Source organism: Caenimonas sp. SL110 (genome assembly GCF_001044395.1).
Taxonomy (GTDB): domain Bacteria; phylum Pseudomonadota; class Gammaproteobacteria; order Burkholderiales; family Burkholderiaceae_C; genus Ramlibacter.
The window spans coordinates 295226-321723 of sequence record NZ_JANU01000013.1 but is presented as its reverse complement, the minus strand read 5'-3'; the positions used below and the strand labels follow the sequence as shown (position 1 = coordinate 321723).

At 62.0% G+C, this 26498-nt stretch carries 15 protein-coding genes; all 15 read right to left on the bottom strand.

Features of this window, described 5'->3' with window-relative positions:
* Nucleotide 1 precedes the first annotated feature (1 nt).
* Nucleotides 2-817, bottom strand: a complete 816-nt coding sequence (locus AQ12_RS09760) for an efflux RND transporter periplasmic adaptor subunit (protein ID WP_082151509.1) — start codon at nucleotides 815-817, stop codon at nucleotides 2-4.
* Nucleotides 818-857: 40 nt separating this feature from the next.
* Entirely contained in the window at nucleotides 858-2762 is a 1905-nt protein-coding gene (locus tag AQ12_RS09755) for a TolC family protein (protein WP_082151508.1), read from the bottom strand.
* A 159-nt stretch (nucleotides 2763-2921) separates the two neighbouring features.
* Nucleotides 2922-10925 carry a tandem-95 repeat protein gene (locus AQ12_RS22080; RefSeq protein ID WP_053076649.1) on the bottom strand — a complete coding sequence of 2668 codons (8004 nt, stop codon included), beginning with the start codon at nucleotides 10923-10925 and terminating at the stop codon, nucleotides 2922-2924.
* A 108-nt stretch (nucleotides 10926-11033) separates the two neighbouring features.
* Nucleotides 11034-16931, bottom strand: coding sequence for a hypothetical protein (locus AQ12_RS09745; RefSeq protein ID WP_048439663.1), 5898 nt, complete (start codon nucleotides 16929-16931; stop codon nucleotides 11034-11036).
* 658 nt (nucleotides 16932-17589) lie between these two features.
* Nucleotides 17590-18951, bottom strand: coding sequence for a type III secretion system ATPase SctN (sctN, locus tag AQ12_RS09740; protein WP_048439662.1), 1362 nt, complete (start codon nucleotides 18949-18951; stop codon nucleotides 17590-17592).
* Nucleotides 18948-19793, bottom strand: coding sequence for an HrpE/YscL family type III secretion apparatus protein (locus AQ12_RS09735; RefSeq protein WP_053076648.1), 846 nt, complete (start codon nucleotides 19791-19793; stop codon nucleotides 18948-18950). The genes sctN and AQ12_RS09735 overlap by 4 nt, the downstream gene beginning before the upstream one ends.
* A complete protein-coding gene (locus tag AQ12_RS22075; protein WP_053076647.1) occupies nucleotides 19763-20443 on the bottom strand; it encodes a SctK family type III secretion system sorting platform protein in 681 nt (226 codons plus the stop codon). Before AQ12_RS22075 ends, AQ12_RS09735 begins: the two co-directional genes overlap by 31 nt.
* Nucleotides 20440-21252 (bottom strand): type III secretion system inner membrane ring lipoprotein SctJ, encoded by an 813-nt coding sequence (sctJ, locus tag AQ12_RS09730; RefSeq protein WP_053076646.1) that lies wholly within the window; start codon nucleotides 21250-21252, stop codon nucleotides 20440-20442. Before sctJ ends, AQ12_RS22075 begins: the two co-directional genes overlap by 4 nt.
* On the bottom strand, nucleotides 21249-21692 hold the full coding sequence (sctI, locus tag AQ12_RS09725; RefSeq protein ID WP_048439661.1) for a type III secretion system inner rod subunit SctI: 444 nt from the start codon (nucleotides 21690-21692) through the stop codon (nucleotides 21249-21251). The genes sctJ and sctI overlap by 4 nt, the downstream gene beginning before the upstream one ends.
* 82 nt (nucleotides 21693-21774) lie before the next feature.
* Nucleotides 21775-22272: a M48 family metallopeptidase gene (locus tag AQ12_RS09720; RefSeq protein WP_048439660.1), complete on the bottom strand. Its 498-nt coding sequence runs from the start codon at nucleotides 22270-22272 to the stop codon at nucleotides 21775-21777.
* Nucleotides 22269-22655: a hypothetical protein gene (locus AQ12_RS09715; protein ID WP_048439659.1), complete on the bottom strand. Its 387-nt coding sequence runs from the start codon at nucleotides 22653-22655 to the stop codon at nucleotides 22269-22271. Before AQ12_RS09715 ends, AQ12_RS09720 begins: the two co-directional genes overlap by 4 nt.
* A gap of 167 nt (nucleotides 22656-22822) precedes the next feature.
* Nucleotides 22823-24064, bottom strand: coding sequence for a hypothetical protein (locus AQ12_RS09710; RefSeq protein WP_048439658.1), 1242 nt, complete (start codon nucleotides 24062-24064; stop codon nucleotides 22823-22825).
* Nucleotides 24065-24095: 31 nt separating this feature from the next.
* Nucleotides 24096-25343, bottom strand: a complete 1248-nt coding sequence (locus AQ12_RS09705) for a hypothetical protein (RefSeq protein ID WP_048439657.1) — start codon at nucleotides 25341-25343, stop codon at nucleotides 24096-24098.
* A 2-nt stretch (nucleotides 25344-25345) separates the two neighbouring features.
* Nucleotides 25346-25879: a hypothetical protein gene (locus AQ12_RS09700; RefSeq protein ID WP_048439656.1), complete on the bottom strand. Its 534-nt coding sequence runs from the start codon at nucleotides 25877-25879 to the stop codon at nucleotides 25346-25348.
* 5 nt (nucleotides 25880-25884) lie between these two features.
* Nucleotides 25885-26487: a hypothetical protein gene (locus tag AQ12_RS09695; RefSeq protein ID WP_048439655.1), complete on the bottom strand. Its 603-nt coding sequence runs from the start codon at nucleotides 26485-26487 to the stop codon at nucleotides 25885-25887.
* Nucleotides 26488-26498: the final 11 nt, after the last annotated feature.

The window sequence follows — 26498 nt, the reverse complement described above, 5'->3', positions numbered from 1 at the left end:
GTCAGCGCAGCGTGCTCAGCTGAGCCACGCCGCTCATGCCGGGGAGCAAGTCCGGGTAGGCCTGAGCGAGGACCGCTTCGATCTCGACCGTCTGGCTCACGGGATCGACACGGCTGTTGACGGCGTTCACGCGGGCCTCATAGGTTTTGCCCGTTTCGTCGATGGAAACACGCAGTGGCGCACCTTTCTGAACGCTCGCGAGCATCTTCGAAGGCAGGTTGAGTTTCAGGCGCAGGGGGCCGCTCTTGACCAGGTCTACCAGTGCGAGCCCCGGCGTCACGCTCATGTGGTTCTTGATATGGACCTTGGCCACACGGCCGGCCCAGGGCGCCTTGATCGTGCACTGACCGATCAGGGCTTCGTTCAGCTGGATCTGTCCCCGCGCCTTGTTCACGGCCGCGGATGCCAGTGCGACTTCAACCGCGCTGGCCTGCTCGAGGCCCTGCATGCGGACCTTGGCATCCATCGTTTCCTGCGCGGCGGTCAGTTCGGCTTGCGACATCTTCAGGCGTGCCTGGTGCTCTTCGCAGTCGAACGCGACGAGCGGCTGGCCCGCTGCAAACGGAACTCCGATGCTCGCGTTCAATTTGATGATGCGTGCGGTGGTCGGACTGGACAAGGTCGTTTCGAAATTGGCCACCAGCAACACACGCACCTGCTCGCTTCTCGCCGCACCCATTGCAGCGGTTGCAGCCGCTGCAGGTGGATCGTCCTGCGCTGCCCTGCCCTGCGCGGACTTGGGTTGCGCAGTCGCCGCAGCGGTGCACGCCATCAGCAGGCACAGGCAAAGGCGGGAAGCCACGGTGCGTGAAATCATGATCTTTCTTCTTTCAGGTGGGGCGCGTAGGCCCGTACGACTACGGCTTTTGTTGCGCGGCCGGCTCCATGGGGTCAACCCAGGTGCGCAAACGTTGCAGGTTGGATGTCATGGCAGCTGCGAGGGCTGCCTCGTAAGTGGCTTGACGTGAACTGGCAGGCAGGGTGACGTTATGTGTCGCCTCGCCGCGCACCTTGCCGGTGGTGTCGGTTGCCACGATGGCCCAGCTCACTTTTTCAAGGTCGCCGCTTTCGGTGCGCGAGAGCGTGAAGGTGAGCGGCATGCCCTTGTCATTCACTTCGATTTCATTGCGTTCGAGGAACTGCTTGACCTGAGCCGTCATTCGGACCTTGCCAACAGCATCGCCAACACCGGCCACAGTGACCGACACCATCGGCGCCTGAACGAAGAGATTGGAAGTCAGGGGCAGCGCGTCGGCCTCGACCGCCTTGATGTGGGCACGCACCCGCTCGGTCAAGGCAGCAAGGTCATCGCCCTCGAAGTTATCGGGCAGCGCATCGATACCTACCGAGCTGTACATGCGCGAGAACGCAACTTGCGCGGCGCCGTAGGCACTCATGCGCTGGTAGGCACCCAGCACGGCGCGCGCCTGCGTGCGCACGGCTTCGAGTTCACTGTCCAGGCGCGAGCTGACTGCGGCGCGGGTGTAGTCGGCCATGCGTTTGTCGACCTGCGCCGCGCTGTCCGCCAGGCGGTAGTCTTCGAGCGCAAGGCGGTAGCGCTCGGCGCTGATGCGTACCTGCGTCATGACGGCCATCGACAGGGCCATGCGGCGTGTCTGGTCGACGACTTCCTGTTGCTCCTTGCTGCGCTGGATGGCGGGAATCGAGAACAGCTTCATGAGGTTCCACGACAGGCGAATGCCGCCCTGGCTCCAGCTGTTGTTGTAGAGCAGGTTGTTGGTGTCGCGCTGGCTGCCGAAGTCCAGGCCCAGGTTGGGGAACACGCTGAGCATCTGCTTGCGCGCCTCGTCGCCAGTGATTCGCTTGCGGTAGTCTTCTTCGCGCAGCTCAGGGCGCTGCAGCAACGCCATCTCTTCAAGTTTGCGAATGTCCCGTGGCGCCGGCGGCAGCTTGCCTTGCGGCGAATCTGCCAGCGTGAAGTTCACGCCGGGCTCGACATTCATGAGCGCTGCCAGTTCGATCTTTGCGAACTCCAGATCCTGCCGGCGCTGGTTGAGCAACGTGATTGCATCGAGCAATGCGCGCTGGTAGGTCAGCGCCTGCACTGGGCTGATGAGTCGCTGCGTCTCGGCTTCGCGCGAGCGTCCCAACGCTGTGGTGGCGCGCTGCACGATGGCATCGGATTCAGCCAGCAGGCGCTGCGCACCGAGTGCACGCCAGTAGGAAATGCGCACGTCCTGGATCATGCTTTGCACGACCTTGCGGCGGCGCTCTTCGGCGATGAGGTACTGGTCGCCCTGCTGGCGGGCACGGTAATACGACACACCGAAGTCGAGCGCGTTCCACGAAAACTCGGCGCCACTGAGCGAATGGCGGCGCTCTTCAGACGTGGACGGGCGCAGCGACTGGATGCGGTCTTCAATGCCGATGCTGGTGCCGCCCGAGTCGTTGTTGCGCGTGCGGTAGCCGGCCGATGCGACCAGGCTGGGCAACATGTCGTTCATGGCCTGGTCAGCAACGCCCAGGGCGAGCGCCGACTCCATCTTCTTCAGGCGATAGTCCAGGTTGTACTTGAGCGTGCGCGCTGCCGCTTCTTCGAACGTGAGCGGACCGGAGATAGGCGCCTGGTTGACATGCATCTTCGACACATCGTCCTTGACGCGAGCAGTGACCTCATCTGGCGTTGCAAGCTTGGGCGTGACCGAGCAGGCACTCAGCACGACGAGCATTGACGCCATGGACGCGGCGATGGCCGTGCGAACGATGCGCGGGGATGCGGAGCAGGAATGGTTACGGTTCATTTGGTACCTGTAAAACCCCGAATTCGGGTTTGATCCACTTTGACAAAGATAAGAGTTGCGCCGCGAGGGCGCATCGGCCGGGGGACCTAAGACGAACGGCTTGGCAGTTGCTGTCTCAGGAGACTTCAGAAGGTTTCAGGAGTGTTCGGGCTCCATCGGCTACCTCGGGCCCGAGGGCCGCGCTGGTGCCGTGCGTTGATCGCGCTGGGTGGCGCGCTCGCCCGCTGTCCGAAGCGCATCACTTCCGCGCCGCAACTGCGATGTAAAACTTGCCGCTGCGCGCGGAGCTGTTGCGGGAGGCTTGACACCCTCAGCAGGCGCTGGTGCCTGGGTTGTAGCGGCCTCGGGCTTCGCGTCTGCGACGGACTTTTCGCCGGCACTTGATGCGATCTCCTGCTGCAACGGCGAGACGAATTCAGTCCGTGGAGCAGACAGTCCGAATGCATCGAACAGCGAGCTTCCCGACTCGGGGGCGCTGGCCATGTCGATTCCCAGGACGCGCATCTCTGCATCAAGTTGCGAAGCGCGTACGACAGGCTCGATGTAGGTCAGGTTCTCCCAGGACGTCACCTGGGCGTCCACGGTTGCGCGACTTGACCTGACCTCGGTGTACATGAGCTGGGTCTCAGCCACTGGCGCGGGCGGCGGCGACCCCTCGCCACCGGGCTTCACCTCGACCGTCACGGTCGCGGTTTCAGTCACGCCACCAGAGCTGACGGTGTAGCTGAAGGAATCGATTCCGCTGTAGCCGAGGTCCGGCTGGTAGCTCACCGTACCGTCCGCCGCGACGACCAGCTGCCCGTGCGAGGGGTTGGTATGGGCCGTCACGGTGCGGCCTGTGTCCTCGAACGAGTCAGCCTGTGCGCCACCGTCGCCGGTGAGTACGTTGAAGGTCAGTGCCTGGCCCGCGACCGTGCTCATGGTGTCGCCTGCGATGTCGGCCACTGCGTCAATCGTGATCGCGACCGCGTCGGCATCGGTGGCTGCACCATCGGTGGTCGAAACATTCAACGTGTCGGCGCCGTTGTAATCGGGTCGGGACGAATAACGCAGCGTTGCGAGCTTGTCGTTGATCTGGGCTGCGGTGCCGGTGATTTCCAGGGACCCGGTGCCATTGCCGGAAACACCCGCCAGCGCGGTGCTGCCACCTTCCACGGTGAGTGTGCCGTGCGCAACGGACAGCGTGCTGGTCAGCACGTCGCCATCGATGTCGGAGACGCTGATGTTGGAAATCACGAGCGAAGTGTCTTCGGTCGCGCTCAGTGACCCAGGCACGACTTGCATCGGCGCATGGTTCTGCGGCAGCGCCGGGGCCACAGTGATCGTGACGGCGGCAGTCTCGGTCACGCCGCCGGATGTCACGGTGTAGGTCAAGGTGACATCGCCGCTGAACCCTGCAGCTGGCGTGAAGCGCATAGCGCCGTCGCCATTGCCATTCAGGTTGCTGACCAGCGTACCGGCATCGGGGTTGCTGAGCTGGGTCACGTAGGCGACCGTTCTCCCCGCATCCTCAAAACTGTCAGCCACCGGATTGGCTGCAAACACATTGAAGGTGACGGGCGTAGACGCTGTCGTGTGGATCGCGTCTGGCGCGATGTCTTGTACCGCCTCCACGAGCAGAGCGAGCGTGCTCGAGGTGGTTGCGATGCCGTCGGTCGTGCTGACCGTCAGCGTGTCAGCCCCGTTGTAATCGGCGGTATTGGTATAGACCAGGTTGGCCAGTCGCGCATTGACGGAGGCGACACTGCCGCTGATCACCAGCGTGTTGGTACCGTTGCCTGAGGCGTCCTGACGATTGGCGCCCAGGCTCACGGTTCCGTGGAGCACGCTTACCGTTGTGGTGACGTTGGTGCTGTTGACATCGCCTACGCTGATCGTGGTGATGGCAAGTGGCGTGTCTTCCAGCGCTGTCAGCGAGGCCGGCACGTTCTGCGTCGGCGCTTCGTTAGGGGCTGGGTTGACGGTGACAGCCACCATGGCAGTTTCGGTCACGCCGCCGGAGGTGACAGTGTAGGTAAAGCCACCCTGGCCGCTGAAGCCCGGTGCAGGTGTGAATGTGATGTTGCCGGCCACCAGACTCACGGAGCCGTTGAGGGCGCCGCCCACTGCAGTCACGACTGGCGAGCCTTCGAAGCTGTCGGTGGCCAGCAGGCTGATCGCTGCGACCGTCAGGGCCGTGTCTTCATCGGTCATGAGCGTGTCGTCTGCGATATCCACGACCGGCGTCACGGTCAACGTGATCAGTTGCGTGCTGGTATTGCCGGCGTCATCGGTGATCGTCACGGTGAAGCTGTCGACTCCGTTGTAGTCCGCGTTGGGCGTATAGCTCCATCCGCCTGTTGCAGCATTGATGCTAGCGACGCCGTTGGACGCCGCCGTCGCCACGGCATAGACCGTGCCGTCGGCGAGGCCATCTGCATCGACGGCCACCAGCGTGTGGGTGATGGCGCCGCCGTCTTCGAAATTGGTGCCGCTTGTCCCTGCAGTGATTACCGTAGGATCGTCCACTGCTTTGACGGTGACCGTGACTGTCGCAGTTTCGGTGACACCGCCGGAAGTGACGGTGTAGGTGAAACTGCCCTGGCCATTGAAACCGGGTGCGGGTGTGAACGTGATGTTGCCGGCCACCAGGCTCACCGAGCCGTTGACGGCGCTGCCCACTGCAGTCACCACTGGCGAGCCTTCGAAACTGTCGTTGGCCAACAGGCTGGTCGCTGCTACCGTCACGGCCGTGTCTTCATCGGTCATGAGCGTGTCGTCTGCGATATCCACGACCGGCGTCACGGTCAACGAGATCAGTTGAGTGCTCGTATTGCCGGCGTCGTCCGTGATCGTCACGGTGAAGCTGTCGACTCCGTTGTAGTCCGCGTTGGGCGTGTAGCTCCATGCGCCTGTTGCCGCGTCGATGCTCGCAACACCGTTGGCCGCCGCCGTCTTCACGGCGTAGACCGTGCCGTCGCTGAGGCCATCCGCATCGGTGGCGATCAACACGTTGGCAATAGCCCCGCCGTCTTCGGCATGGCTGCCGCTCGTGCCGGCGATGACCACGGTCGGATCATTGACCGCATTGACGTTGACCGTCACCTTTGCTGTTTCAGTCACGCCACCAGAAGTCACCGTGTAGGTGAAGCTGCCCTGACCATTGAAGCCGGATGCAGGCGTGAAGGTGATGTTGCCAGCCACCAGGCCGACGGAGCCGTTGACGGCGCTGCCCACTGCAGTCACGACCGGCGAGCCTTCGAAACTGTCGTTGGCCAACAGGCGGGTCGCCGCCACCGTCACCGCCGCGTCTTCCTGGGTCGTCAGTGTGTCGTTGAAGGCATCCTTCACTGCACTCACAGCGATGGCAACGGTATCTGTCGCCCGGTTGGTGCCGTCCGTTGTCGTGATGCGCAATGTATCGGCACCGTTGTAGTCAGGCGTGTTGGCGTACACCAGATTCGCGAGGCGCGCATTGACTGAGGCGACGCTACCGCTGAGCACCAGGAAACTGGTGCCGCTGCCCGTGACGCCCGAACCATTGGCACCCACACTGACCGTACCGTGGAGCACGCGCACGGTGGTTTGAACCGTCGCACTGTCGGCGTCGGCCACACTGATCGTGCTGACTGCGAGTGGCGTGTCTTCAGGCGTCGTGAGCGTGTCAGGAACCTCCTGTGTCGGCGCAACCGTCTGTCCCGTCGCGACGTTGATGGTCACTGTCGCCGTCTCGCTGACACCGCCATGTGCTGCGGCAGAAGTGACGGTGTAGGTGAAGGAAACCGGCCCACTGAAACCCGCATTGGGCGTGAAACGCATGGTGCCGTCGCCATTGCCATTCACATCGGTGTTGAGCGTGCCTGCAGCAACGCTCAGGCCAGAGACCGAAGTGATGGCACGCCCAGCGTCTTCAAAGCTGTCAGCCGTCGGGTTGGCAGCAAACACATTGAAGGTCACCGGCGTGGCCGACGCCGTGTTGATCGTGTCGCCCTGGATATCCTTGAACGCCGTGACGGTGATGGCTACCGCGTCGGTCACAGTATCGGCGCCATCAGTGGTACTCACGCTGAGCGTGTCGCCACCGTTGTAGTCCGCAGCATTGGTGTAGGTCAGGCTCGCGAGGCGGCCGTTGACCTGCGTCAAGGTGCCCGAGATCGTGAGCGAGGCCGTACCGTTGTTCGAGACCAGGCCACCACTACCGCCGACACTGACAGTGCCATGCAGGACGTTGAGCGTCGTGGTGACGTTGTTGCCGTCGGTGTCACCAACACTGATCGTGGAGATGGAAAGCGGCGTGTCTTCGACCGCTGTCAGCGGGCCTGGAACTGTCTGCGTCGGCGCAACATTCGGTGCGTCGCTCACCGTGAGCGTCACCAGCGCCTCTTCAGTCACGCCACCGGAAGTCACCGTGTAGCTGAAAGTCACCTGGCCGCTGAACATTGCACCGGGCGTGAAGCGCATCGCGCCGTCGCCATTGCCATTCACGTTCCAGTCGAGCGTACCGGCGGCGGGATTACTGAGCGCCGTCACCGAGGTGACCCTGCGTCCCGCCGCGTCCTCGAAGCTGTCCGCCGCAGTCGGATTGGCGGAGAACACATTGAAATTCACCGGCGTGTCCATTGGCGTGCCAACGGTGTCGCTGAAGGCATCCTGCACCGCCGTCACTGTGATTGCGACCGTGTCGGTGACCGCATCCACGCTATCGGTGGTCCTCACCGTGAGCGTGTCTGCACCGTTGTAGTCGGGCGTGTTGGCATAGACCAGGGTGGAAAGCTGCGCATTGACCTGCGCCAACGTGCCGGAAATCGTGAGCGACGCCGTGCCGCTGTTCGATACGGTTCCACCGACGCCGGTGACGCTCACCGTGCCATGCAGCACGCTCACCGTGGTTGATACGCTCGCATGGCTGGTGTCATCGACGCCGATCCCACTGACAGCGAGCGGCGTGTCTTCGGCCGTCGACAGCGGGGCCGGCACGATCTGCGTCGGGGGGGTATTCACGATGAATGTCACCGTGGCCGTTTCAGTCAGTCCGGCAATCTGCTCGAATTCGGTGCCTCGCAGGTAGCCGGACTTGACCTGGTAGGTGAAGCTGGTGGTGCCGACGAATCCAGGATCGGGCGTGAACGTGTATTCGCCCGGCGCAGCGCCCGCCGTCAGCGTACCGTTGGCAGGCGATGTGACATCAATGATCTGCGCCTGCGGATCTTCGAACGAATCAGCAGTGGCTCCGCCGTCGCCGGTGAGGAAATTGAAGGTCCGCGACTCACCCGGCAGAAGGTGGATGGTGTCATTGGTCGCATCGCTGACAGGACGCACCTCGATATTGATCAGCGCAATCGCCTGCAATGGGCTGCCCGAGTTCTCGCCCTCAGGCAGCGCCGAGATCCTCAGGACCACATCACCGTAATAGTCCGGCGGCGGAGTAAAAACCAGACTGGCCAATGCGGCCTGCATCTGCGCTTCGGTACCGCTGATGTAGCCCAGCACATTGAGCGTATTGGTCGAAAGCCCGTCGCCGTTCTGGTCGATCAGATCAAAACTGAGCTGGAGATTTCCGTGGGCAACGCCGTCGGTCACGCTGATTGCGTTGGCCAGGTCAAATGCAAACGACGAGTCTTCATCCATGGCCACGCTCGCAGGCCCATCCAGAACAATGCGCTGAACCACGATGTTCACCGAGTCAGTGACTTCGCTTCCGGCATCGTTGACCACGATCGACAGCGTTGCCGCCGGGAAATGGCTTCCCGTCTGCGTGTAGGTCAGGGTGTCGAGCGTCGCCTGGATATCGACGAGGTCTCCGGTCAGCGTCAGCGTTGCACTGCCGTTGGCGCCTGCCGAAATCAGGGCTGTCCCGATGCCGGTCGTGACGTTGAGTGCGCCGTTATCAACCGTGAGCTCAACGCTTTGAACGTCGCCCTCGGGATCGGCGACGGTAATAAGGTCGACGCCATCAAACGCGTAGACCACGCCGAACGCTGCACGAACTGCATCAGGCGCCGTGATGACGGGCGGGTCGTTGAATTCGGTGACGTTCACCGTCACAACTGCGTCTTCATGCTCGCCGTAGGGGGTGTCGACTGTGTAGGTGAACGTCTCCGTGCCCATGAAGCCAGGGGCGAGCGTGAGTTCGATGTAGCCAGTGGCCGGATTGACGGCGACTGTGCCGTGCGCAGGATTCTGGAAACCCTGCGAGACACCCACCGTGTAGGCGACGTAGTCGGTGGTACCAAACGTGGCTGCACTGATGTTGACCCCGTCGAGCACGCCCAGGGACACCATGGGCGACCCTGCGACCAACGTGATCGACGTATCCGGTGTGTCCTCGGCGGGATCGACAGTCACTGCAATGTCAGCGCTGTCGGTCTGTCCATTGATATCGGTGGCATCGACTGTCACTGTGAACTGGCCGACGAAGTTGGCGACCGGCGTGATGCTCACTGTGGCAAGCCTGGCTTCGAGAGAGGTTTGGTCAGTATCGAAGATGGTCCACTTCACGACCGCACCAAGGGACTGAAAGGCGTCGAACGGGCCAGACAGGGACACCAAAGATGGATCGAAAGTAAACGACACATGATGGACGTCGTTGTCGGTGTCGGTCAGTGCAATGGCGTTGGCACCTGCCAGGGTGACGGTCGCGTCCTCGTCCATCTGGATGGTGCCGGGTACAACGATGACTGGTGGCGCGCCGATCACAGTCACAACGGCTGTCGCTGCCTCATCCACGCCGCCGGAACGCACGGTGTAATCGAAACTCGCAGGCCCGGTGAACCCGGCATCTGGCGTGAAAGTAACTTCACCACCTGATCCGATCGTCACGTTGCCACCGACAAAGTTGCTGACCGCCGTGATCACGGGCGTGGCCGAGAACGTGTCGTTCGCAAGCAGGTTGACAGTGAGTGACGCGGGCTTGGTGACCTGCAGATTCACATCCTCGACGATGTCGCCGACCGCTGTCACCTGGATCGGCACGGTGGCGGTTCCGGTCAGGTTCAGATCGGAAGTGGAGACGTCAATCGCGTCCGGTCCGTTGTAATCGGCATCAGGTGCATAGGCCAGCGATGCCAGCTTGTCGTTGATTTGCGCTGCGGTACCGGTGATGGTCATGGCATTGGTGCCGTCGCCGGAGACACCGCCCACATTGCCGCCCAACACACTCAGCGTTCCATGTGCAACGACCAGCGTAGTGGTCAGCGTGCCGCCCTGTGCGTCTTCGACCCTCAGTGCAGGTACACCGCGGGAAACGTCTTCATCCGTGGAAAGCGTGGTGAACGGGACCTCATGCGTGGGCGCGGTGTTCTGAAGCACCGTGATCGTCTTGGCGTCCGTGTCGGTCAAGACCAGATCGCTGGTAAAAATCTGCAGCGAGTCGGGGCCACTGTAGGCACTGCTGGGCGTGTAACTCAACGAAGCCAGCGTGCTATTGATTTGCGCGGCAGTGCCTGCAAGCTCCAGCGTGGCCGTGCCATCGCCCGACACAGCACCGGGAACATTTCCGCCAGCCACCGTGAGAGTGCCGTGTTGCACTGTGAGTGTCGAGGTGAGCGCATCACCATTGACATCATCGACGCTGAAACCTGGCAGTGCCAGCGGCATGTCGTTGTAAGTCGAGAAGGCGGCCACGGGCACCGTATTGACGGGCGCGGAGCCTGCACCGACCGTGACGGTGATGTCTCTGCGCCCGGTCTCGCTGGCCAGACTGGAACTGTCGTAGATGCCAATCGAAACGGTGGCCACGCCTTCAAAGCCAGCCGGTGGCGTGTATTGCAGGGTACCCAACCAGTTGGACATCGCAGAGAAGCTGGCACCCATGAGTGCGCCGGGGGTCACGCTTGAACGGCCGAACGGAGGTCCGAAGTCCATCGTCAGACTGCCTGCACTCACATTGATGCGCATGTAGCCCGAGGCGTCGTCCGGATCGGAAACGCCAATGCCAGAGAGAGCCAGCACACTGTCCTTGCCACCCGTGGCGGTCGTTGGTCCGGCAAAAACCGGTGCAGCGCCGGCTAGCGTACCGCTGAAGTCCGGTGCCGCCACGACACCCTTTTGGGCTTCCAAGGGCATCGACCGAAAAACGCTATCGGTGTGCGCGTCAGCGACAGAGGCGGCAACAGCCGCGTCGAACACGATTCGGGGCTCGAGAGCCAGTCGCGTGGCGACGCTTCGGATCAGACTTTTTTTCATCGGCGTACAGTAAGTGCTCGGTACTACGGGCGCATCAGACGTACGTATACGATGCGGAAACTACCTAGCTCGTGTTATTGGTCGGGGGCGATACGTCACCCTGCGTTATTACTGAAGGGCGGTGACCGATCCATCGCTTCGCAGTTCGATAGAACAGCTGAGACGAAGTGCCTCCCTGATCTTCTGGTTCTGAGCAGCCCGCTGAAGAGGCGAGTGGAGGGATTGCGAACTTGCCTCGGGGCTCCCGACCTCCGTGGGCGCAAGGGTCTTGAGGTAGGTGCGCATTTCCCTCAACACGTCGAGCTGCGATCGCAAGCGTGCAAGATACGGCGGCGGCTGGCTACCCGCAGCAACTGCGATGCCAGAGATGTCTGTCATGGCCGCTATCAGTAAACGCATCTCAGGGGTTTCGATTGCAGACCTCAGTTTTTTCTGATCCGCATCTCCGATTGCCGCCATGAACAGGCGACTACGGAGCAGTTGATCATTTCGAGCGTTGCCGGTCGTCCGAAATTTCACCCGCCCGGCATAGTCAAGCGCCTGGTCGAAGTCATTGCCGAGAATGCTCAGGATCATGTGCCCTGCGAGCTCAGCCTGCGCCTCGCTCTCCACCGTCTCGGCCAGGTGCTGCATTCCTAGTGTCCGTAACTGAACGACGAGCTGATCAGATTCCTCAGGGCTCAGCGCACCGACTTGCAAGTGAAGCCGCACCGCCAGTTCCAGTTTGCCGATCAACCGTTCATAGGGCTGTTTGTTCACCGTGCGGCCTATCGCCCGGCAATGCATCTCATAGCGCTCGAAGCTGGCGATCGCCTCGACCAGCGAGCGCACAAATTGACCCGGGCGGACTAACAGGCCGGCCTCATCAAGAGCTGCAGTTTCCGCTTCGCCAGAGGCAACTGCCGCCAGGTAAGCTTGCTGCGCGTTATCCGCTGTAGCAGCAGTGAATTCCTCGCTCGGTCGCAACTCGAATTCGGTACGCAAGGGAGCGCTCACTCGATGCTTGCCCGTTTGTGAGACTGACATCTCCAGTGTTGATCGAACATAGCCGCCAGCGGCCAACGGTACCTGCTGGCCGTTGTTGTCTGGAACGGTAAAGTTTTTTGGATCGGAGACGGTGTACACATAGCTGACCACCACCTCTCCAGGCTCCTGGCCGCCACGCCATTCGATTGCCAGCTTCATGTCGCCATCAACGCTGCCGGGCCTGCTGCCTGGAAGAGAAACGTGCATCGCCGCAGCCCGATCAAATGCCTCATGGCTACGCGCAAGCCCAAGAGCCGTCAATGTACGCATCTGCGCAGGGCTTCCTTCCTGCGAATTTCCCTCGTTTCGGGTCAAGTCAAACAGGCGCGAAGCGGCCTCCCCCGTGTGCGGCAACAACGGCTCGCGATCACCGTCCTGCACACCATAAGTGATGCGGGAGTCCCGCATGCTGTCATAGAGTTCAAGCGGGAGCTCGAAGCGTTGCTCCTTCGGATTGCCACCGCGGGCTCGAGCCAGAAACCCTGGTTTGCCGGAAGAAGAGAACACCCGTATTTTTTTTGGACTGCGTTCGCTCGCCAGTTGGGCCACCTGAGCCTTGAACATGTCCTCAACAGCGTTTTGCACCGGCTGCTCGGCCACGCCTGAAACGAGGCGGATCGATCCCTCGCCGAAATCAATGCCGACCGCTTCTCGAAGTGCCGCCCGTACATCAACTCTGGCGACCAGACTTGCATGGCGATCCAGCGCTGGATCGCCCGCGCCCAGGAAGCCGCGCACCGCCTGCTGAACAAGCATCAGTTGATTGACGAAACTCCGTGCTGCCTCTACCTGGGCGGCTGCATTGGTCGACAGTGCTGAGAGGTCGATGCGATTCAGATCGACAGTCGTTTGAGGCAATTCAAGTGCGTCCAGTACGCTACTTACCGCATTCAACCGGTTGGGGTCTGAGTTGCCGATGGCGGCGATGGCGAAATTCATGAGCTGCGCGCGCGTGCTCTCAACGCTGGTCGGCCCCGACTGTTCATCGGCTTTGTCAAAGACGCCCCACGCAGTAGCAATCTCGGGAACACGACTCCACGCGGCGGCAAGTGACTGCTGCGCCCTGGCAAAGTCATGCGCCTGTAGTGCCTCGGCGGCGGCCTCCATTTGCAACACATAGTCATTTGCCAGCATCGTCTTGCGAGCGCTGACGGCCTGCCCGAGCGTCGGACTGTCGTCCAGGGTGTAGTGCACGGCAGCCGCGAAGGATGCCAGCTGCGCGTCGTCGAGTTCGTCCGTGGACAAATCGGGCTGCGAAACAATTGCGTTTAGCTGACGCACGACACCCGCGACTGCCGTGTTGAACTCGTTGCCCGCATCGATTCCGTGCGCAGCGCAATGTGCATGACACTCCCGCATGGCATCGATGGCTGCGATGGCCTGCTTTGCGAATGTCTCCAGGTCATCTTCAGCGCGCAATGGCCTGGACATGAACTGCGCAGCCAGCGTTTGCCCTTTGCGTTGCGCTGCGCTTTTGGCGAGCGCCACGACATCGGCGTGCGAGGCTGGCGGCACCTGACCAGTCGGGCCGCTGTTACGGATCGCCAGCAATTCAGAGCTGGAAGCTCGCTCCAGCATGCTCACCAACTGTTCTTTCGACACAGCTCCGGTCGATAACCTGATGGCCATCGCGTCAACGGTCAGCGCGCGCTTGTCCTGCTCGCTGGGCTGCGTACTCGCGTTTGCCGAAGTCGACCTCAGAACATCATTCGCGGCTCGCATCCATTGCGCGTAGCCTGAACCTGCAGGCGTGGGTTCAAACTCGCCCGCTGTCATCAGCAGGGCCGCAAGCTCAAGCGTCAAAGGCGATCCGTTCCAACCCATGTTCACGCCGAGCCGATCTGCAGCTGACTGCTTGATCACTCCGACCAGCGGCCTCAAGAAGTTCCAGTCGATTTCTTCCGGTTTGGAGTTAAGCGGCCGCGAGAAGAATGTCCACAATCCCAACAGCTCGCGATCCGACATTGCGGCGAGCTGCGTAGCAACCAGGGCTTGCGGCTCACCAGCTGCGTCCATCCCCGGAGTCTTCGCAGAGCCCTCCTGCATCCTCAGGATCGCACCCCACGCAGCGCTATGGTCGACAACTTGCCCCGCCGGTGAAACGACTACCTGAGCGAACGTCTTCAACGCCTCGCCCAGGGTCAGCAGGGGCGGCGAAGCCTTGCGCGGGCTGAATGGATTCCTGAGCCAGTTCCTGACAGCGGAGCCGCTTCGCGGTTTCACGATCGGGGTGGATGAACCTGACACCGGAGTCGGCGTCGAACTCGACACGGAGGTAGAGGTCGACCTTGTCGGAGTCGATGAACCGCTGGCTCGGTAGCCGCTCGCCTCCGAATCGGAAACAACGGACGAGCCCGAGGCGACGGTCAAGCGCGAGCTGCGCGTGAGCGGGGTGCTTGGAGTGGATGCCTCAGCCGTGCTGCGCGATGCCCCGGTCAGGGACGGCGTCTGCGATACAACCGGGCTGGGTTCATCAACTTCCAGCGGTGGCGGTGGGGGTAGCTCCTCGTCGGGCACCAGGCTCTCCATCCGAGGCGGCGGCTCATCCGACAGCGGCGGTGGCGGTGGCGGCTCGTCATCCTCGCGCAGTTGCCTGCGCGTCCGGCTCGAACCCTGCGTAGCCGCTACCGGCGTCACAGGCCGCGATTGCACGCGCGGGCCCGGCGACGTGATCAACCGCTTGTTGATCAGCGCTGTGAACGAAATCGACACCGGGTCCGTGGTTCTCACGCCAAGTCGCCCAAGAGCCGAGCGCAACTGCAGCAGCTGTTCGCTGTTATAGGCCTGGCCCGTGAATTGGGTGCTCTGGATGGCAGCCTTCAGGCGCAATGCCAGCTGCTGCGCATTCTTCGAGGCAGACCGGGCCCCATCGGATTCACTAAATATCGGGACCAACGCGGTCACGCTCGACACGAATGCTGCCGGGTTCCGGTCTGCAGCGCCAGGTTCGGCCCACCAGTCGGATTCCGGCCACGCCGTGGTATCGGCAGCCACCGCAACCTTTGGCAGGTTCCGGGTGATTGCTGCCGCTCGGAACGCGACGAGCTCTTGCAGCGGCAGACTGGCGAGTGCTTGCAGCAAAAGGGCTCCGTCGAACCTGCGACCCGACAACGCGTGGGCGAGGGCGTAGTCTCTCTGCTCGACGACCCCGATTGTGGGAGTGGGAAAGTTCTTCACTTTCTCGATAACCAGCGCGGCGAGCGAGTCGCTCCGCTCGGCTGGTGTTAGCAAGTCAAGATTTGCCCGGAGTTGGGCGAGCTGCGGGCCGGTCAGATCCCCTAAACCCGCCTGCACGTAGGCGACCATTCGGGATTTTTCATCTTTGGAAGGGCGGTCCCAGTTGCTGATCAGCCGCATCGACTTCAAGCTGCTCTGGGTAGCGCCGGCTCGAGGCAGCGGCGCGGCCAGGTTGACAAGGCTCTTGGCAATCTGACCGGGCAACTTGCTGGCCCGTTCGGCCTCGATTTCCTTCATCGTCCTGGTTGGCGCGGCCTTGACTTCAGGGGTCAAAGGCGCTTTGGGCGTTGTCGGCCGGGGTTCGAGTTCCCATGCCTTGTCGAGGTCTCTCAGCGCCTGACCGCCCTTGCGCGCGAACGGGTCAGTCGGGTCGATCTTCAGCGGGGATGGCTTTTCGCGCGGCGGTGCGGCGGGCTTGCGCTGTGGCGTTGCTGCGGCCGTCGGACCCTTGCCAGATTGCGGCGCCTGCTGGACAGGGGTCGCCGGAACTTCTGCCGGGGCTGCGGTTTCCAAGAGCCCCTGCCCAGCAATTGTCTTGTCCAGATTGGCTGCCACATCCTGTTGAATCGCCCGGTGAACCTGACCAGACTTCACAAAGCAAACGCCTTGCGGATCGATCCCGACTCCACAGGCTCCCAGGGCCTGGCGCAGCTGAACGCTTGCGTCCGCCAGGCTGGCAAGTGGGCTTTCTGGCGGCGCGCCCGGCGCAACCGGGCCTGCGGCCCGGCCTGCAGCCAGCAAGTCATCTTGCAGCGCAATCAGCGAACCGAGCAGCACGGGCTGCTCCGTGATCACGGGCATCCGCTGGAGCAACGCCAGTGCGCCCTTCAACTCACGCGCTTGCGGCGTGCGCAAGACTGTCGCCAAATGCTTTCGGTCGCCCGGGTTCAGTCGCGTGATCGTGTGCTGCAGCCGTGCGCTGAAGAAGGCGGGCAGGAAGTCACGTGAACGTCCAAGGGGCGCCTGTTGCGCCGCCCGAGCTTGCGCGAACGTCTCCAGCGCTGCCGTGAGGTTTTCGGCTAGCAGCGCATCAACCATGCCGCTGGCGAGAACCTCCTGCTTGCGCTCCTGGATGACGTCGTCGATCGACCGCGGATCTGCCTTGAATTCAGTGAGAAACAGGCGCATGTCGCTGAGCTGCGAATCGGTCATTGCGTCATAGACAGCACGTGGACAGCTGTTCAACGCCTTCACAAGACCCGTCAACTGTCTGGTGAGAGTTTCAATATCCCGGTCAGTGAGTTCAAGTGCAGTTCGAAGCGTCTTCAGACGCTGCACGGCATCGCGCACCCCCTGGGCTCGATCGCATACTGCAGGAGCGATGCGTGATGCATCCCTGGCCAGATCAGCCGGGAGACCCAGCAAAGCAGAACGCAGCCCCATCGCCGAATCGATCAGCTTTTTTTCGTGTTCCCTGTAGAGCGGTGCAAGTGACGCTCTTGCGATCTCAAGCACAGACAGGCCTTGCAGCCGGAGCTGGTCAGGCACTGCATCCGTGCTCAGAATCTCCTGCAATTCAAATGTGATTCCAAACCGGGCGTCCGGTGCCAGGGCCTTGAAAAACGATTCAAGCGATGTCTGCTCTTGTGCTTCCCCATGGAGATGCACAAGGCTCTGCGCGATAAGCCGGTACGACACCTTCAGATTGCCGGGTGCGTCACCGAGTTCGGCCGCCACGCGCATGGCCTCCTCAAAGTTGGCGGGGCCATCGCTGGCTATCGCTGCTTTCAGGATATTGCGCAATTCAGCTGATTGATCGGGTGGCTGCTCGCTGTGTTGCGACGCAGAAGACGGTGTACCGTGCTGCGGGTCGTTGTTGCCGCCAGCGGCGCTGTTGTCAGAGCCAAAGCTGGAGTCGGAACCGCGGCCAGCGAAATCCGGACCCTGACCCGGCCGACTGTCGCGCTTGCCGTCACCGGATTCGCTGTTTCCCGGTTGTGACGACCAGGAACCTCGACCCTCGCCGGAGCTGCTGTCTCTGCCATCTCTCTGTCGGAACGGCAATTGAGGCTTTGCGGGCGTTGTGGTTGAAGGAGTGACAAAAACCTGGCCTGTACCGGGTGGCACCTGATCCGAGCCCGGCACCCGGGCCGCAAGTGGCGGCAAGGTTTGCGTCTGCCTTGGCGTTTGCGACGTTGGCCGTGGTGATGTGCTTCGCGTGGGCGCTTTGGGGGATTGCATGGCGGTCTTCCTCGGGACGACTGGATTGGTGGCAGGCACTTCGTGTGTAACACCCCGTTTGCCTTGGTTCCACCATTTCCCCCCTCCACCCAGACCTCGGTATGAGCAGATCGACGCACCTGATGGCGAGTCCATGCTCGCCGGAACTGGCCGTCGAGATCTTTTCGCCCCGCGCCTGACCGCCGCCCCGTCAGCAAAGCGAGTTCGCGCGGGGCCAAGTTCAGGCAGCCAGCGACCGCAGCTGCTGCAGCGTTTCTTCCCAGCCGACATACACGTCGGTTCTTTGCCTCAGGAAGTTGCGGATCGCCTCGTGCTTCTCGATGGCGATATCAGCAATGCGGTCAGAGCCTTTGCGGTATTCGCCAACCTTGAGCAGCAGCTCGATGTCCTGATATTTGGACATGAGTTCACGGATGGTTCCTGCGGCTTCGCGGTGCTGCGGCGAGATCAGCGCGTTCATCACGCGTGAAGCCGAGGCCAGCACATCGATCGCCGGATAGTGGTTCGCTGCGCCGAGTTTGCGCGACAAGATGATGTGGCCGTCCAGGATGGACCGGGTTTCATCGGCGACCGGCTCGGTCATGTCGTCGCCTTCGACCAGCACCGTGTACATGGCGGTGATCGAGCCCTTTTCGTTCATGCCGGCGCGCTCCATGAGCCTGGGCAGCGTCGCAAACACGCTGGGAGGGAAACCGCGACGTGTGGGCGGCTCGCCGGCGGCCAGACCAATCTCGCGCTGCGCACGCGCGAAACGGGTGACCGAGTCCATGAGCAGCAGCACCTTCAGTCCCTGGTCACGGAAGTACTCGGCGATTGCGGTTGCGACGAAGGCCGCGCGGGCTCTCTCCATCGCCGACTTGTCGGAAGTTGCGCAGACGATGACGGAGCGCTTCATGCCCTCCTCGCCCAGTTCGTGCTCCAGAAATTCGCGCACTTCACGGCCGCGTTCGCCGATCAGCGCAACGACCGTCACATCGACATCCGCACCTTTGACGAGCATGCCCATGAGCGTGGACTTGCCGCCGCCCGCAGCAGCGAAAATGCCCATGCGCTGGCCTTCACCACAGGTGAGCAGCCCGTCGAGCGCGCGCACGCCCAGCGATAGCGGCATGTCGATCAGCCGCCGCTTCATGGGGTCGGGCGCGTCCGCATACACGGGGTAGTGGGCCATCGCCGGAAGCGGGCCCTTGGTGTCTTCATCGAGCGGTTGTCCCAGGCCATCGAGCACGCGGCCCAGCAGTGCGCGGCCCACCGGAACCACTTGCTCCTTGCCGGTCGGTATGACTTCGGTATCGCCCGAGATGCCGTGGGTGCCGGTCGAAGGCATCAGCAGCGCCGTGCCCTTGGCAAAGCCCACCACTTCGGCAAGCGTTTCCTGCCCGTCGATCGGGTTGCGCAGGATGCAGACCTCGCCGATCTTCACAGAGGGCACCACGGCCTTCACGATCGTGCCGACCACCTGTATGACGCGCCCGCGCATCTTGACGGTGGTGGTCTGGCCGACTGCGTCATGCAGCAGCCGCGCGATGTAGTCGAGTTCGCGCGCGCTGCGCCGAACGTCGTCAAGGCTGGGGGTTGTCATCGCGCAGCGCCCAGGGGAGGCGCACGAGCCACGGGGCTGTCGTACGTATCGTCGTCGGTGCCATCTTCCTTGTATTCGTCGTCGTATTCGACTTCGCCCTCTTGGCTCTGTTCGCTATCCCCGCCCTCTCTGTCCTCTTCCACGTATTCCTGCGCCTCGTACACCTGCGCCTCGTCGTCAGCAATGTCTTGCGACGTCTGGACCGCTTTGTCCTGTGCTTGCGAATCCTGCTGCGCGAACACCGTTGACAGCGCCTCGCGCAACATCTCGACCTGACCGGTGAGGCTTGCTTCGACGATGCCGATTTCAGACTCAACCACGCAGGCATCAAGGCCCAGTTTCGAATCGGGATGGATCTCGATGTGCAGGATGCTCGGGTAGATTTTTTGCAGCTCGCCGACCTGGCTGCGCAGGTACTCGACTTGCGCCGGGTTCACGTGCAGCGACAGATGCTTCTGGCTGCGAACCAGGTCCAGGCAGTTTTTCACCACGGTGGTGACCCGCTGGCGGTCGTCGAAGTCGCTCACGACCTTGCGCACCGCATCGAGCACCAGATCGACCATCTGTGTTTCGACCTTGCCGAAGTACTCGACCGTCTGGCTCACGATTTCGACGATGCTGCCGCTTTGCTCCAGCTTGGCCTCTTCATTGCCTTCGGCGTAGCCGCGCTGACGCTCCGCTTCGTACGCATCCTTGGCCGACGAGATGATTTCTTCCCTCTGGTTCTTCGCATCGGCCAGCGCGCGCTCGGCTTCCTTGAAGGCCCAGAAATCCTTGGCCTTGATGATCTTGCCCGCTGCGTCGGGGCGGCTCAGGTCCGCATAGTCGCGAATGATGAACACCAGCGTGTCTCCAGGGTTGAGAGAACGGAAATGACAAGACGCGACGCGAGCGCGCCGTCTATCGCTTCCACTTCCTTGTAGCTGCCGGCGGGCAGCTTGAGCATGAATCGTCTGGCGATGGCGGTGTGCCAGCGCTTGCTGGCCGCGACGATCCACGCGTGGCCCAGATGCTCCGCTGTTGTCGTTTCGGGGCTGTGTCCGGCGTCGGCGTGAAAGGGCAGCAAACTGGCCCGGGTCAGCGCGAATTCGTGCGCTTCACTGGAAAGCCACTCGCGCCACCGGATCACCTCGACGCGCGACAGCGCGCGGCGAACGCGCGGTCCCACGATGGCGGCCGACACGTGCCGTGCCAGCCGATCGAGTTGCGGCCGGTCGAGCAGCGCAACGGGCCACTCAGGTTGCATCGTTTCCAGGCAGGGCTCGGCGCCGACCCGCTCCAGGATGTGCTGCGACAAATGGCGCCTGGCCCTTTCGCACTTCCACAGGGCGTCACCTGCCGGTTGCGCAAAGAAATCCGGACGGCGCGAATCATCGATGTAGTCGGCCGGGTTCTGGTTGAAGGTGCAGATCGCGCGAATCAGCTGGGCATGCGAGCCCACCTGACGCGCCAGCCGCTGTGCTTCAACCGAGGTCCCGGCGATGGCGCTCATGCGGCACCCGGCTCCATGCGCTCGCCGTCGCCGTCAGCCTCGGCCGTCTCACGGTCGGCGCGGCGCTTGCTCTGCATGCGCCACACCGCAAAGGCCGTGATGCAAAGCACCGAGAGCGCAACCAAGAGGTAGCACACCCACAGCCAAATCGATGACCCATTGGATCTGGCGGCGACTTGTTTGGCAGTCGCAGGCGGCGGCGCTGCGGGGCCGGAGGCGACCAGCACCACGCTCACCTTCTCGACCGAAAGACCCGGGATGCTGCTGGCGACCAGACGCTTGATCTGCGGCACCGACTCTTCCAGGTTCACGGTACGACGATGTTTGACAAACACGCCGGCAGACGATGGCAGCGATGCCTCGCCGCCGGTGCTGCGCTCGGGCAGGACCACATGCACGCGAGCACGCAGTACGCCATCGACCTGCGAGATGGTTTCCGACAATTCCTGCGAGAGCGCCCAGAGGTAGCGCGCGCGTTCTTCGAGCGGAGACGAGATCAACCCCTCTTTGCGGAACACATCGCCCATCGTTGCACGGCGCTCGCGGGGCATGCCTTCTGCGCTGAGGATCTGGATGGCCTGGGCGACCTTGTCCTTGTCCACCATGAGATTGACAACGCCGTCCTTGCCGGGAATCTTCTGGACCTTGATGTCGGATTCGCTCAGCACGGCGACGAGCTCGTTGGCTTCGCGCTCGTTCATGTTGGACAGCAGCTCGACCGAGCCGCCGCAGCCGACGAGCGCCGTCACGAGCAGGGCGGCCGCGAGCCGCGCCACCTTTGAAAACAGCGGGCGGTCGGAATTGATCATTGGAGTTTGGTGACCTGGTCGATGTGCTGGACCGCCTTGGAAATGCCCTTGCTGATCAGGTCCACCTGCATCGAGGTTTCGAACAGCTGGAACTGCATGCGCAAGAGATGGTGCGGCGCGACCCTGGACGATTCGAGATTGATCATCTTGTCGATCTCCATCGCCTTGGACTTGTAATTCTTGCCAGCCGAATCCATCGACTTGAGGATCTGGTCGCCAATTGAATTGCCGGGCCGCGTGGACGCGGAGACCTCAGTGACGGCAGTCGTTGAAGCGGGCGGCGTGGGGGCTACAGGCGGAGCCGCCTGCGTCTGCTGGGTGGAGAGCAAGTCCGAAAGACGCGCTGCGTCGCTCTCGGAAACGCTGCGAATCACGGGGGAATCAACCCAGCCCGATGGGGATGTCGCCTGCGCGATCACGGAAATCATGTCACCAGCCATTTGGGATCTCCTTACTTCTACATCTCTTGGTAACCGGGTCGGAGATTTCTATCCACGTTTTGTCGTAAAGATTTTTCCCGGCTCAGAAAATCTGCGGCTTGCGAACTTGCGAGACGAGCGGGCTGCGTTCGACGGGCTCGGCCCGGCCTGACCAGTGCGGCATGAGCTGCGTGGGGCTGATGCTGCCCTTGTCCAGGATCAGGAGTTTGCTGGCCATGCGCACATGGGGTTGTGCGTCGCCGCCTTCTTGGGACACGACCGCAGCCAGCACCTTTTGCGCCTGGGAAACTTCGCCTGCCGTCTGCAGCGCGAGTCCCAGGAAGGCCATCAACTCCGCATCATCCGGATGCTGCTTGAGCCCCTGGTCACGCAGGATCACAACGGCTTTCTCAGGACGCTGCGCCGCGAGCTCGACCATCGCCAGGCCGATGAAGGGAAGATTGCTGTCGGGGCGCAGCAGCAGCAGCGACTCGAACAAGGCACGCGAGGCCGCAAGCTGCCCCGTCTGGGTGCCGATGAAGCCAATCTCGGCGACCAACCGCATGGCGTCGCGGTCAAGCGGAAGGTTACCTGCGCTCATTGCACAGCCACTTGGCGAAGCTCAAGCAAAGCCGTCGCCCGTTCCAGTGTCTCGGTCTTGCCGTCGCGCCGCGCCACGGCTGCCATGGACTTCAACAAATCGACCGCGTCGTCCTGCCGGCCCATGAGGCCCATGCACTCGATCATCTGGAAGGCCGGGCCATCATCGTCGGGCGCGAGCTCCATGACCTTCGCGAATTTCTGTACCGCTTCTTCATAACAGCCCGTCTTGCGAAAGCAGATGGCGGATGCGAGCAGGAACTTCGGCTCGTCTGGCCGGTACATGCTGATAAGCGCCAGCAGCACGTTGGCCTGATCGAAGCGGCCCTGCTCGGTCAACATATAGACCCGTGCATACAGGCTGTTGGCCTGCGCTTCGTTCATGGTTCCCTTGAGCGGGAGCGTCCTCGCCACAGCGGCAAACGCATGGGCAGCCGGGGCCTCAGGCCGAGGCCCGCCCGAGACGGCGGGACCGGGCGAAGTGCTGGACGAAGCGCCGGAAGCGGCAAAAGCATTCTGTGAGTTGTGATTCACGGCGCACCCCTGGAGTGTCAGAACCTGTTGGCCGCCGCTTTGGCGTGGTCCGCGCTGGATTGAGACAGGCTGCTTGCCGCTGAGACAGCATCGCTGGCAGAACGTCCGAGGGAGCTTGCGCCCGACTCATAGTCCTGCATCTGCGAGGACGCGACATCAATTTGCGCCTGCTTCAAGGCCTGCTCGTTTTTGAGCAAGTCGGCGTCATATTGATCAGATGAAGCGTCCATCGATGTGACGCCAGTCGTGCCCTGGCTGATCGACTGCGTCACCGGGGTGATCACTCGCGTGCCAGCCAGCCAGCGTTCTCCGGACTCATGAGGCCGGCTTGCAGCTTTGTTCAGCTGGATCTGACGCAGTTCTCCTGCGCGATCCATGGCGCCCTTGCTTTCGTCCAGTGGGGTCTTTCGGGCTTGTACCAACGAGACATTCTGGCCTTCACGTGCGAAGTTGTCTTCCCATCGGGCCTTCTCTGCCTGCTTGGTGTTGATCTGTACATCGAGCGCGTCGACCTCAGCGCGTGCCTGAGCCCTTGCCTGTGAACCCCGCGGAGCGCTGTTGTTCCTTCCGGCTGCAGCAAGGCTGTCGTACCTCAAACCTGCAACTTCTTGATCGAGGTCGTCGACCTTCTGTCTGGCGGTTGCCTGCCGGGCCTCCGCCTTCTTGAGATACGAGCCGAGTCCTTCATGATGGTCGAGGCGGGTCTTCTCGGCAATCTTGTGGTCAATCAGCGCATCGTTGGCCTTGCCGCTCGCAAGACTCGACTTGAAGGACTTGGCCGTCATTCCTACGCCGATGCCCCCGCCTGCAGCGTTCAACGCACCGGCCGCCATATCGCCTGCTGCCTTGGTGGTTCGAGATGTGTGTTCCTTTTTCGCTGCAGCGTCGGCCTTGTCCTTCTTCTCTTCTTCCATCACCAGTCGTTCGCGCCGTCTGCCGACCCTCTGCCTGTTCTGGTCGTTTTCAATCTGCTGGGCGAGTGCCGCAACCATCAGCAATGTCGCCTGGACATCACCCTCCACCGACGACAGATCGGGACTCTGCAAGTTGTCACGATCCGGCGGCGGCATTCCGCTGGTCGGGGGTGCAAGCCGGTACGCGCCTGGATACGGCGCGACGATGCCGGCGAAAGCGTTCTGGTCGATCGGCCCGGCCGCGGCCAGTTTGTCGAGCGCAGTCTCTGCGGCCTTGCCAAGCCTGGAGGTATCAACCTCATAGCGGCCCGTGGTGGTGGTGTAAATCTTGTTGAACTCAGTCATGATCTTTCCTTTTATTCAAACCGTGACGCGCTCAAGCGCTCAGGCGCCTGGAGATGTCCTGGGAAGCCTCGTGCTGATCCCCCACGATTTCGAGCCTGCGCTTGCCGTTTTCTTCATAAGCTTCCATCCGCTTTCGCATGCCCGAAAGGTGCAGTTCCCAACGGCCTTGCTGATCGTTCGACCTGGCCTCGACCAGTTGAGCCTGATTGCGGGCGTCGTCACCGACCTTCTGCGCGTCGGCAACCTCAATCGCGTTTTGTCCCTGCTTGATGGCGACACCGCCCGAAGAAATATCGACACCGCCACCCACAAGCTCGGCGGCCTGCTCCAGGCGTTGAACGGCCACTGAAGATTTCTTGGCCTTGTCGGCTGCGTTCAAGGCCTTCGCGGTCTTATCGAGCAGGTCAATCGTCTTGCTTGCATTTCTGAACGACATGACGCCGCCCGCCACCGACAGCGCGATCATCAGGCCCATGGCGGCCACGCTCCAGCCCTGCTTGTAGTCCTCAAAAACGGACTCCTCCATGACCAGTGCGCCCGGCTTGGCATTCCACATCGGGTTCTGGTCTGTGATGACATCGCCTTTGTAGTTGATGTATTGGCCGGCGTCGTTTTTGCGAATCACCACCAGTGTTCCGTCGGCCTCCTGCTGATCGGTGATCTGCTGGATCAAGCCGTCGAAGTTCAACTGCAAAGCCCGCTCTTTACCCGTGGGCGAGGTGAAGGTCGTGCCCTGGTCCGCAGCGATCAGGGTGCCCAGATCGCCGATGGCGACCAGCAAGCCCATCACCGCGCCCGCAGCGACGAAGCCACCAGCGACAGCGCCTACACCGGTCGCAACCAATACTGCTGCGCCGATAATGCCGGCGATCCCGCCGATGACGCCCAGAATCGCCTTGGCATAGGCCCAGTCCTTGTTTTCGGCCTGCTTGGCCTCCGCTTCCTTGAGCTTGGCGACAGCCGAGTCGAACAGCTTTTTGGCCTGTGCAAGAAATTCTTCTTTCTGGCTCATCGAGAGCGCGATACCGAACTTGCTCGCCTTGTTTTGTTCCGCACTCAGCAAGGTGTCGACCAGGCCCTGGGTCATGGTCGGATCGTCGTCTGCACCTGGCGCGCTCAACTGCATCATCAAGCTGGTGAGAAAGTTCTTCTCGGTGACCGGCACGTTTGACGAGCTGATCAGCTTGTCCCAGGTTGCTGCACCATTGGGGCCTGCAGGCGGCGGCGCCGCCGGTGACCTGGAAACCGGCGCGGGGGTCGAGGGGCTAATGGCAGTCATGCTTATTCCTTCAGGCTAGACGCCAGTTGGGTGGCGCCAGTTGTTTTGGGGGTGGGCGCAGCGGGTTCAGAGGCCTGACGGAGAAACTCCAGCATCGCTTCTGCCCGATCTGCCAGGGGCTGCAGCTTCTTGTTCGGCCGGGCATGACGTATCGCGTGTTCGAGGTTCTCTCGGGCCAACTCGCGATTGCCCAGCGCGAGATTGCATTCGGCCGAGCGCATCGCCGGCAAGGGGTCGGTCAGGTCGAGCAGCGTGGAAACGCCGTGATAGGTCAGCGCATCCTTGAAGCGACCCAGCTTCTGCAAACATGATCCAGCACCATCGTAGTAGCGCTTGTCCACATGGTTCACGATGATCAGATGCAGAAAAATCGGAAGCGCTTCTTCGAACTTGCCTTCGTTGTACAGGTCGTAGGCTGCGGCGTACAGGGCGCGCGGCGATGGAAGCTTGTCGCCCACCAGTGCTTCCAGCGTCTGACCCGAAATCAGGTAGGCCAGCAGTTCCTCGGGCTCGATGGGATTGTGTGTGGCGGGCATCTTGTCTATCCCCCCCAGTTGCCAACGATGGTCTGCTGCTGCTTCTTCTCGTTGTCGGTACCCGCGGAGATGAAGGACATGGAATCGGTGCGCCGGTTGTTGACGTTGGTAAACACCAGCTGCAGCTGCTGACTCAATCCGTTGTAATTGGTGACAGAGAGCTGCAGGTTTTCCGCGACCTTGCCCATGCTCTCCTTATTGCCAACCAGGCGATACATGCCGGCGTGGTTTGGATCTGCCTGGAACACCAGTGGCTTATCGCTTGCGTCGGTGCCGCCCGCGGCCTTGAATCGATCGGCCAGGGCGCGAACCGTGGCTTCGGATGCGTTGTCCAGAAAAATGTAGGGCGTGGTCGTGTCCTTGAGCGTTCCGAGACCACTGTTCGTCATCTGTGAAAGCGCATTGGCTTCGCGCATCTTGTCGGCGAGTTCCTTGATCTGAGCTGACGACAGATTGATCCACAGACGCTGGGCATCGGCCAGTTCGCGGAATTCGTACTGGAGGCGCTCGGTCGGATCCTTGATTTCGTCAGGATTGAGGTTGTTCCAGTAGTCCTGGTAGGTTGTTACCACTGGAATGTTGAGTACAGGATTGAGGCTGGTTGCCATGTGGCTGCTCC

Coding starts and splice junctions, on each gene's coding strand:
- AQ12_RS09760 (WP_082151509.1), bottom strand. CDS start 817: ATGATTTCACGCACCGTGGCTTCCCGCCTTTGCCTGTGCCTGCTGATG.
- AQ12_RS09755 (WP_082151508.1), bottom strand. CDS start 2,762: ATGAACCGTAACCATTCCTGCTCCGCATCCCCGCGCATCGTTCGCACG.
- AQ12_RS22080 (WP_053076649.1), bottom strand. CDS start 10,925: ATGAAAAAAAGTCTGATCCGAAGCGTCGCCACGCGACTGGCTCTCGAG.
- sctN (WP_048439662.1), bottom strand. CDS start 18,951: ATGACAACCCCCAGCCTTGACGACGTTCGGCGCAGCGCGCGCGAACTC.
- AQ12_RS22075 (WP_053076647.1), bottom strand. CDS start 20,443: ATGAGCGCCATCGCCGGGACCTCGGTTGAAGCACAGCGGCTGGCGCGT.
- sctJ (WP_053076646.1), bottom strand. CDS start 21,252: ATGATCAATTCCGACCGCCCGCTGTTTTCAAAGGTGGCGCGGCTCGCG.
- sctI (WP_048439661.1), bottom strand. CDS start 21,692: ATGGCTGGTGACATGATTTCCGTGATCGCGCAGGCGACATCCCCATCG.
- AQ12_RS09720 (WP_048439660.1), bottom strand. CDS start 22,272: ATGAGCGCAGGTAACCTTCCGCTTGACCGCGACGCCATGCGGTTGGTC.
- AQ12_RS09715 (WP_048439659.1), bottom strand. CDS start 22,655: ATGAACGAAGCGCAGGCCAACAGCCTGTATGCACGGGTCTATATGTTG.
- AQ12_RS09710 (WP_048439658.1), bottom strand. CDS start 24,064: ATGACTGAGTTCAACAAGATTTACACCACCACCACGGGCCGCTATGAG.
- AQ12_RS09705 (WP_048439657.1), bottom strand. CDS start 25,343: ATGACTGCCATTAGCCCCTCGACCCCCGCGCCGGTTTCCAGGTCACCG.
- AQ12_RS09700 (WP_048439656.1), bottom strand. CDS start 25,879: ATGCCCGCCACACACAATCCCATCGAGCCCGAGGAACTGCTGGCCTAC.
- AQ12_RS09695 (WP_048439655.1), bottom strand. CDS start 26,487: ATGGCAACCAGCCTCAATCCTGTACTCAACATTCCAGTGGTAACAACC.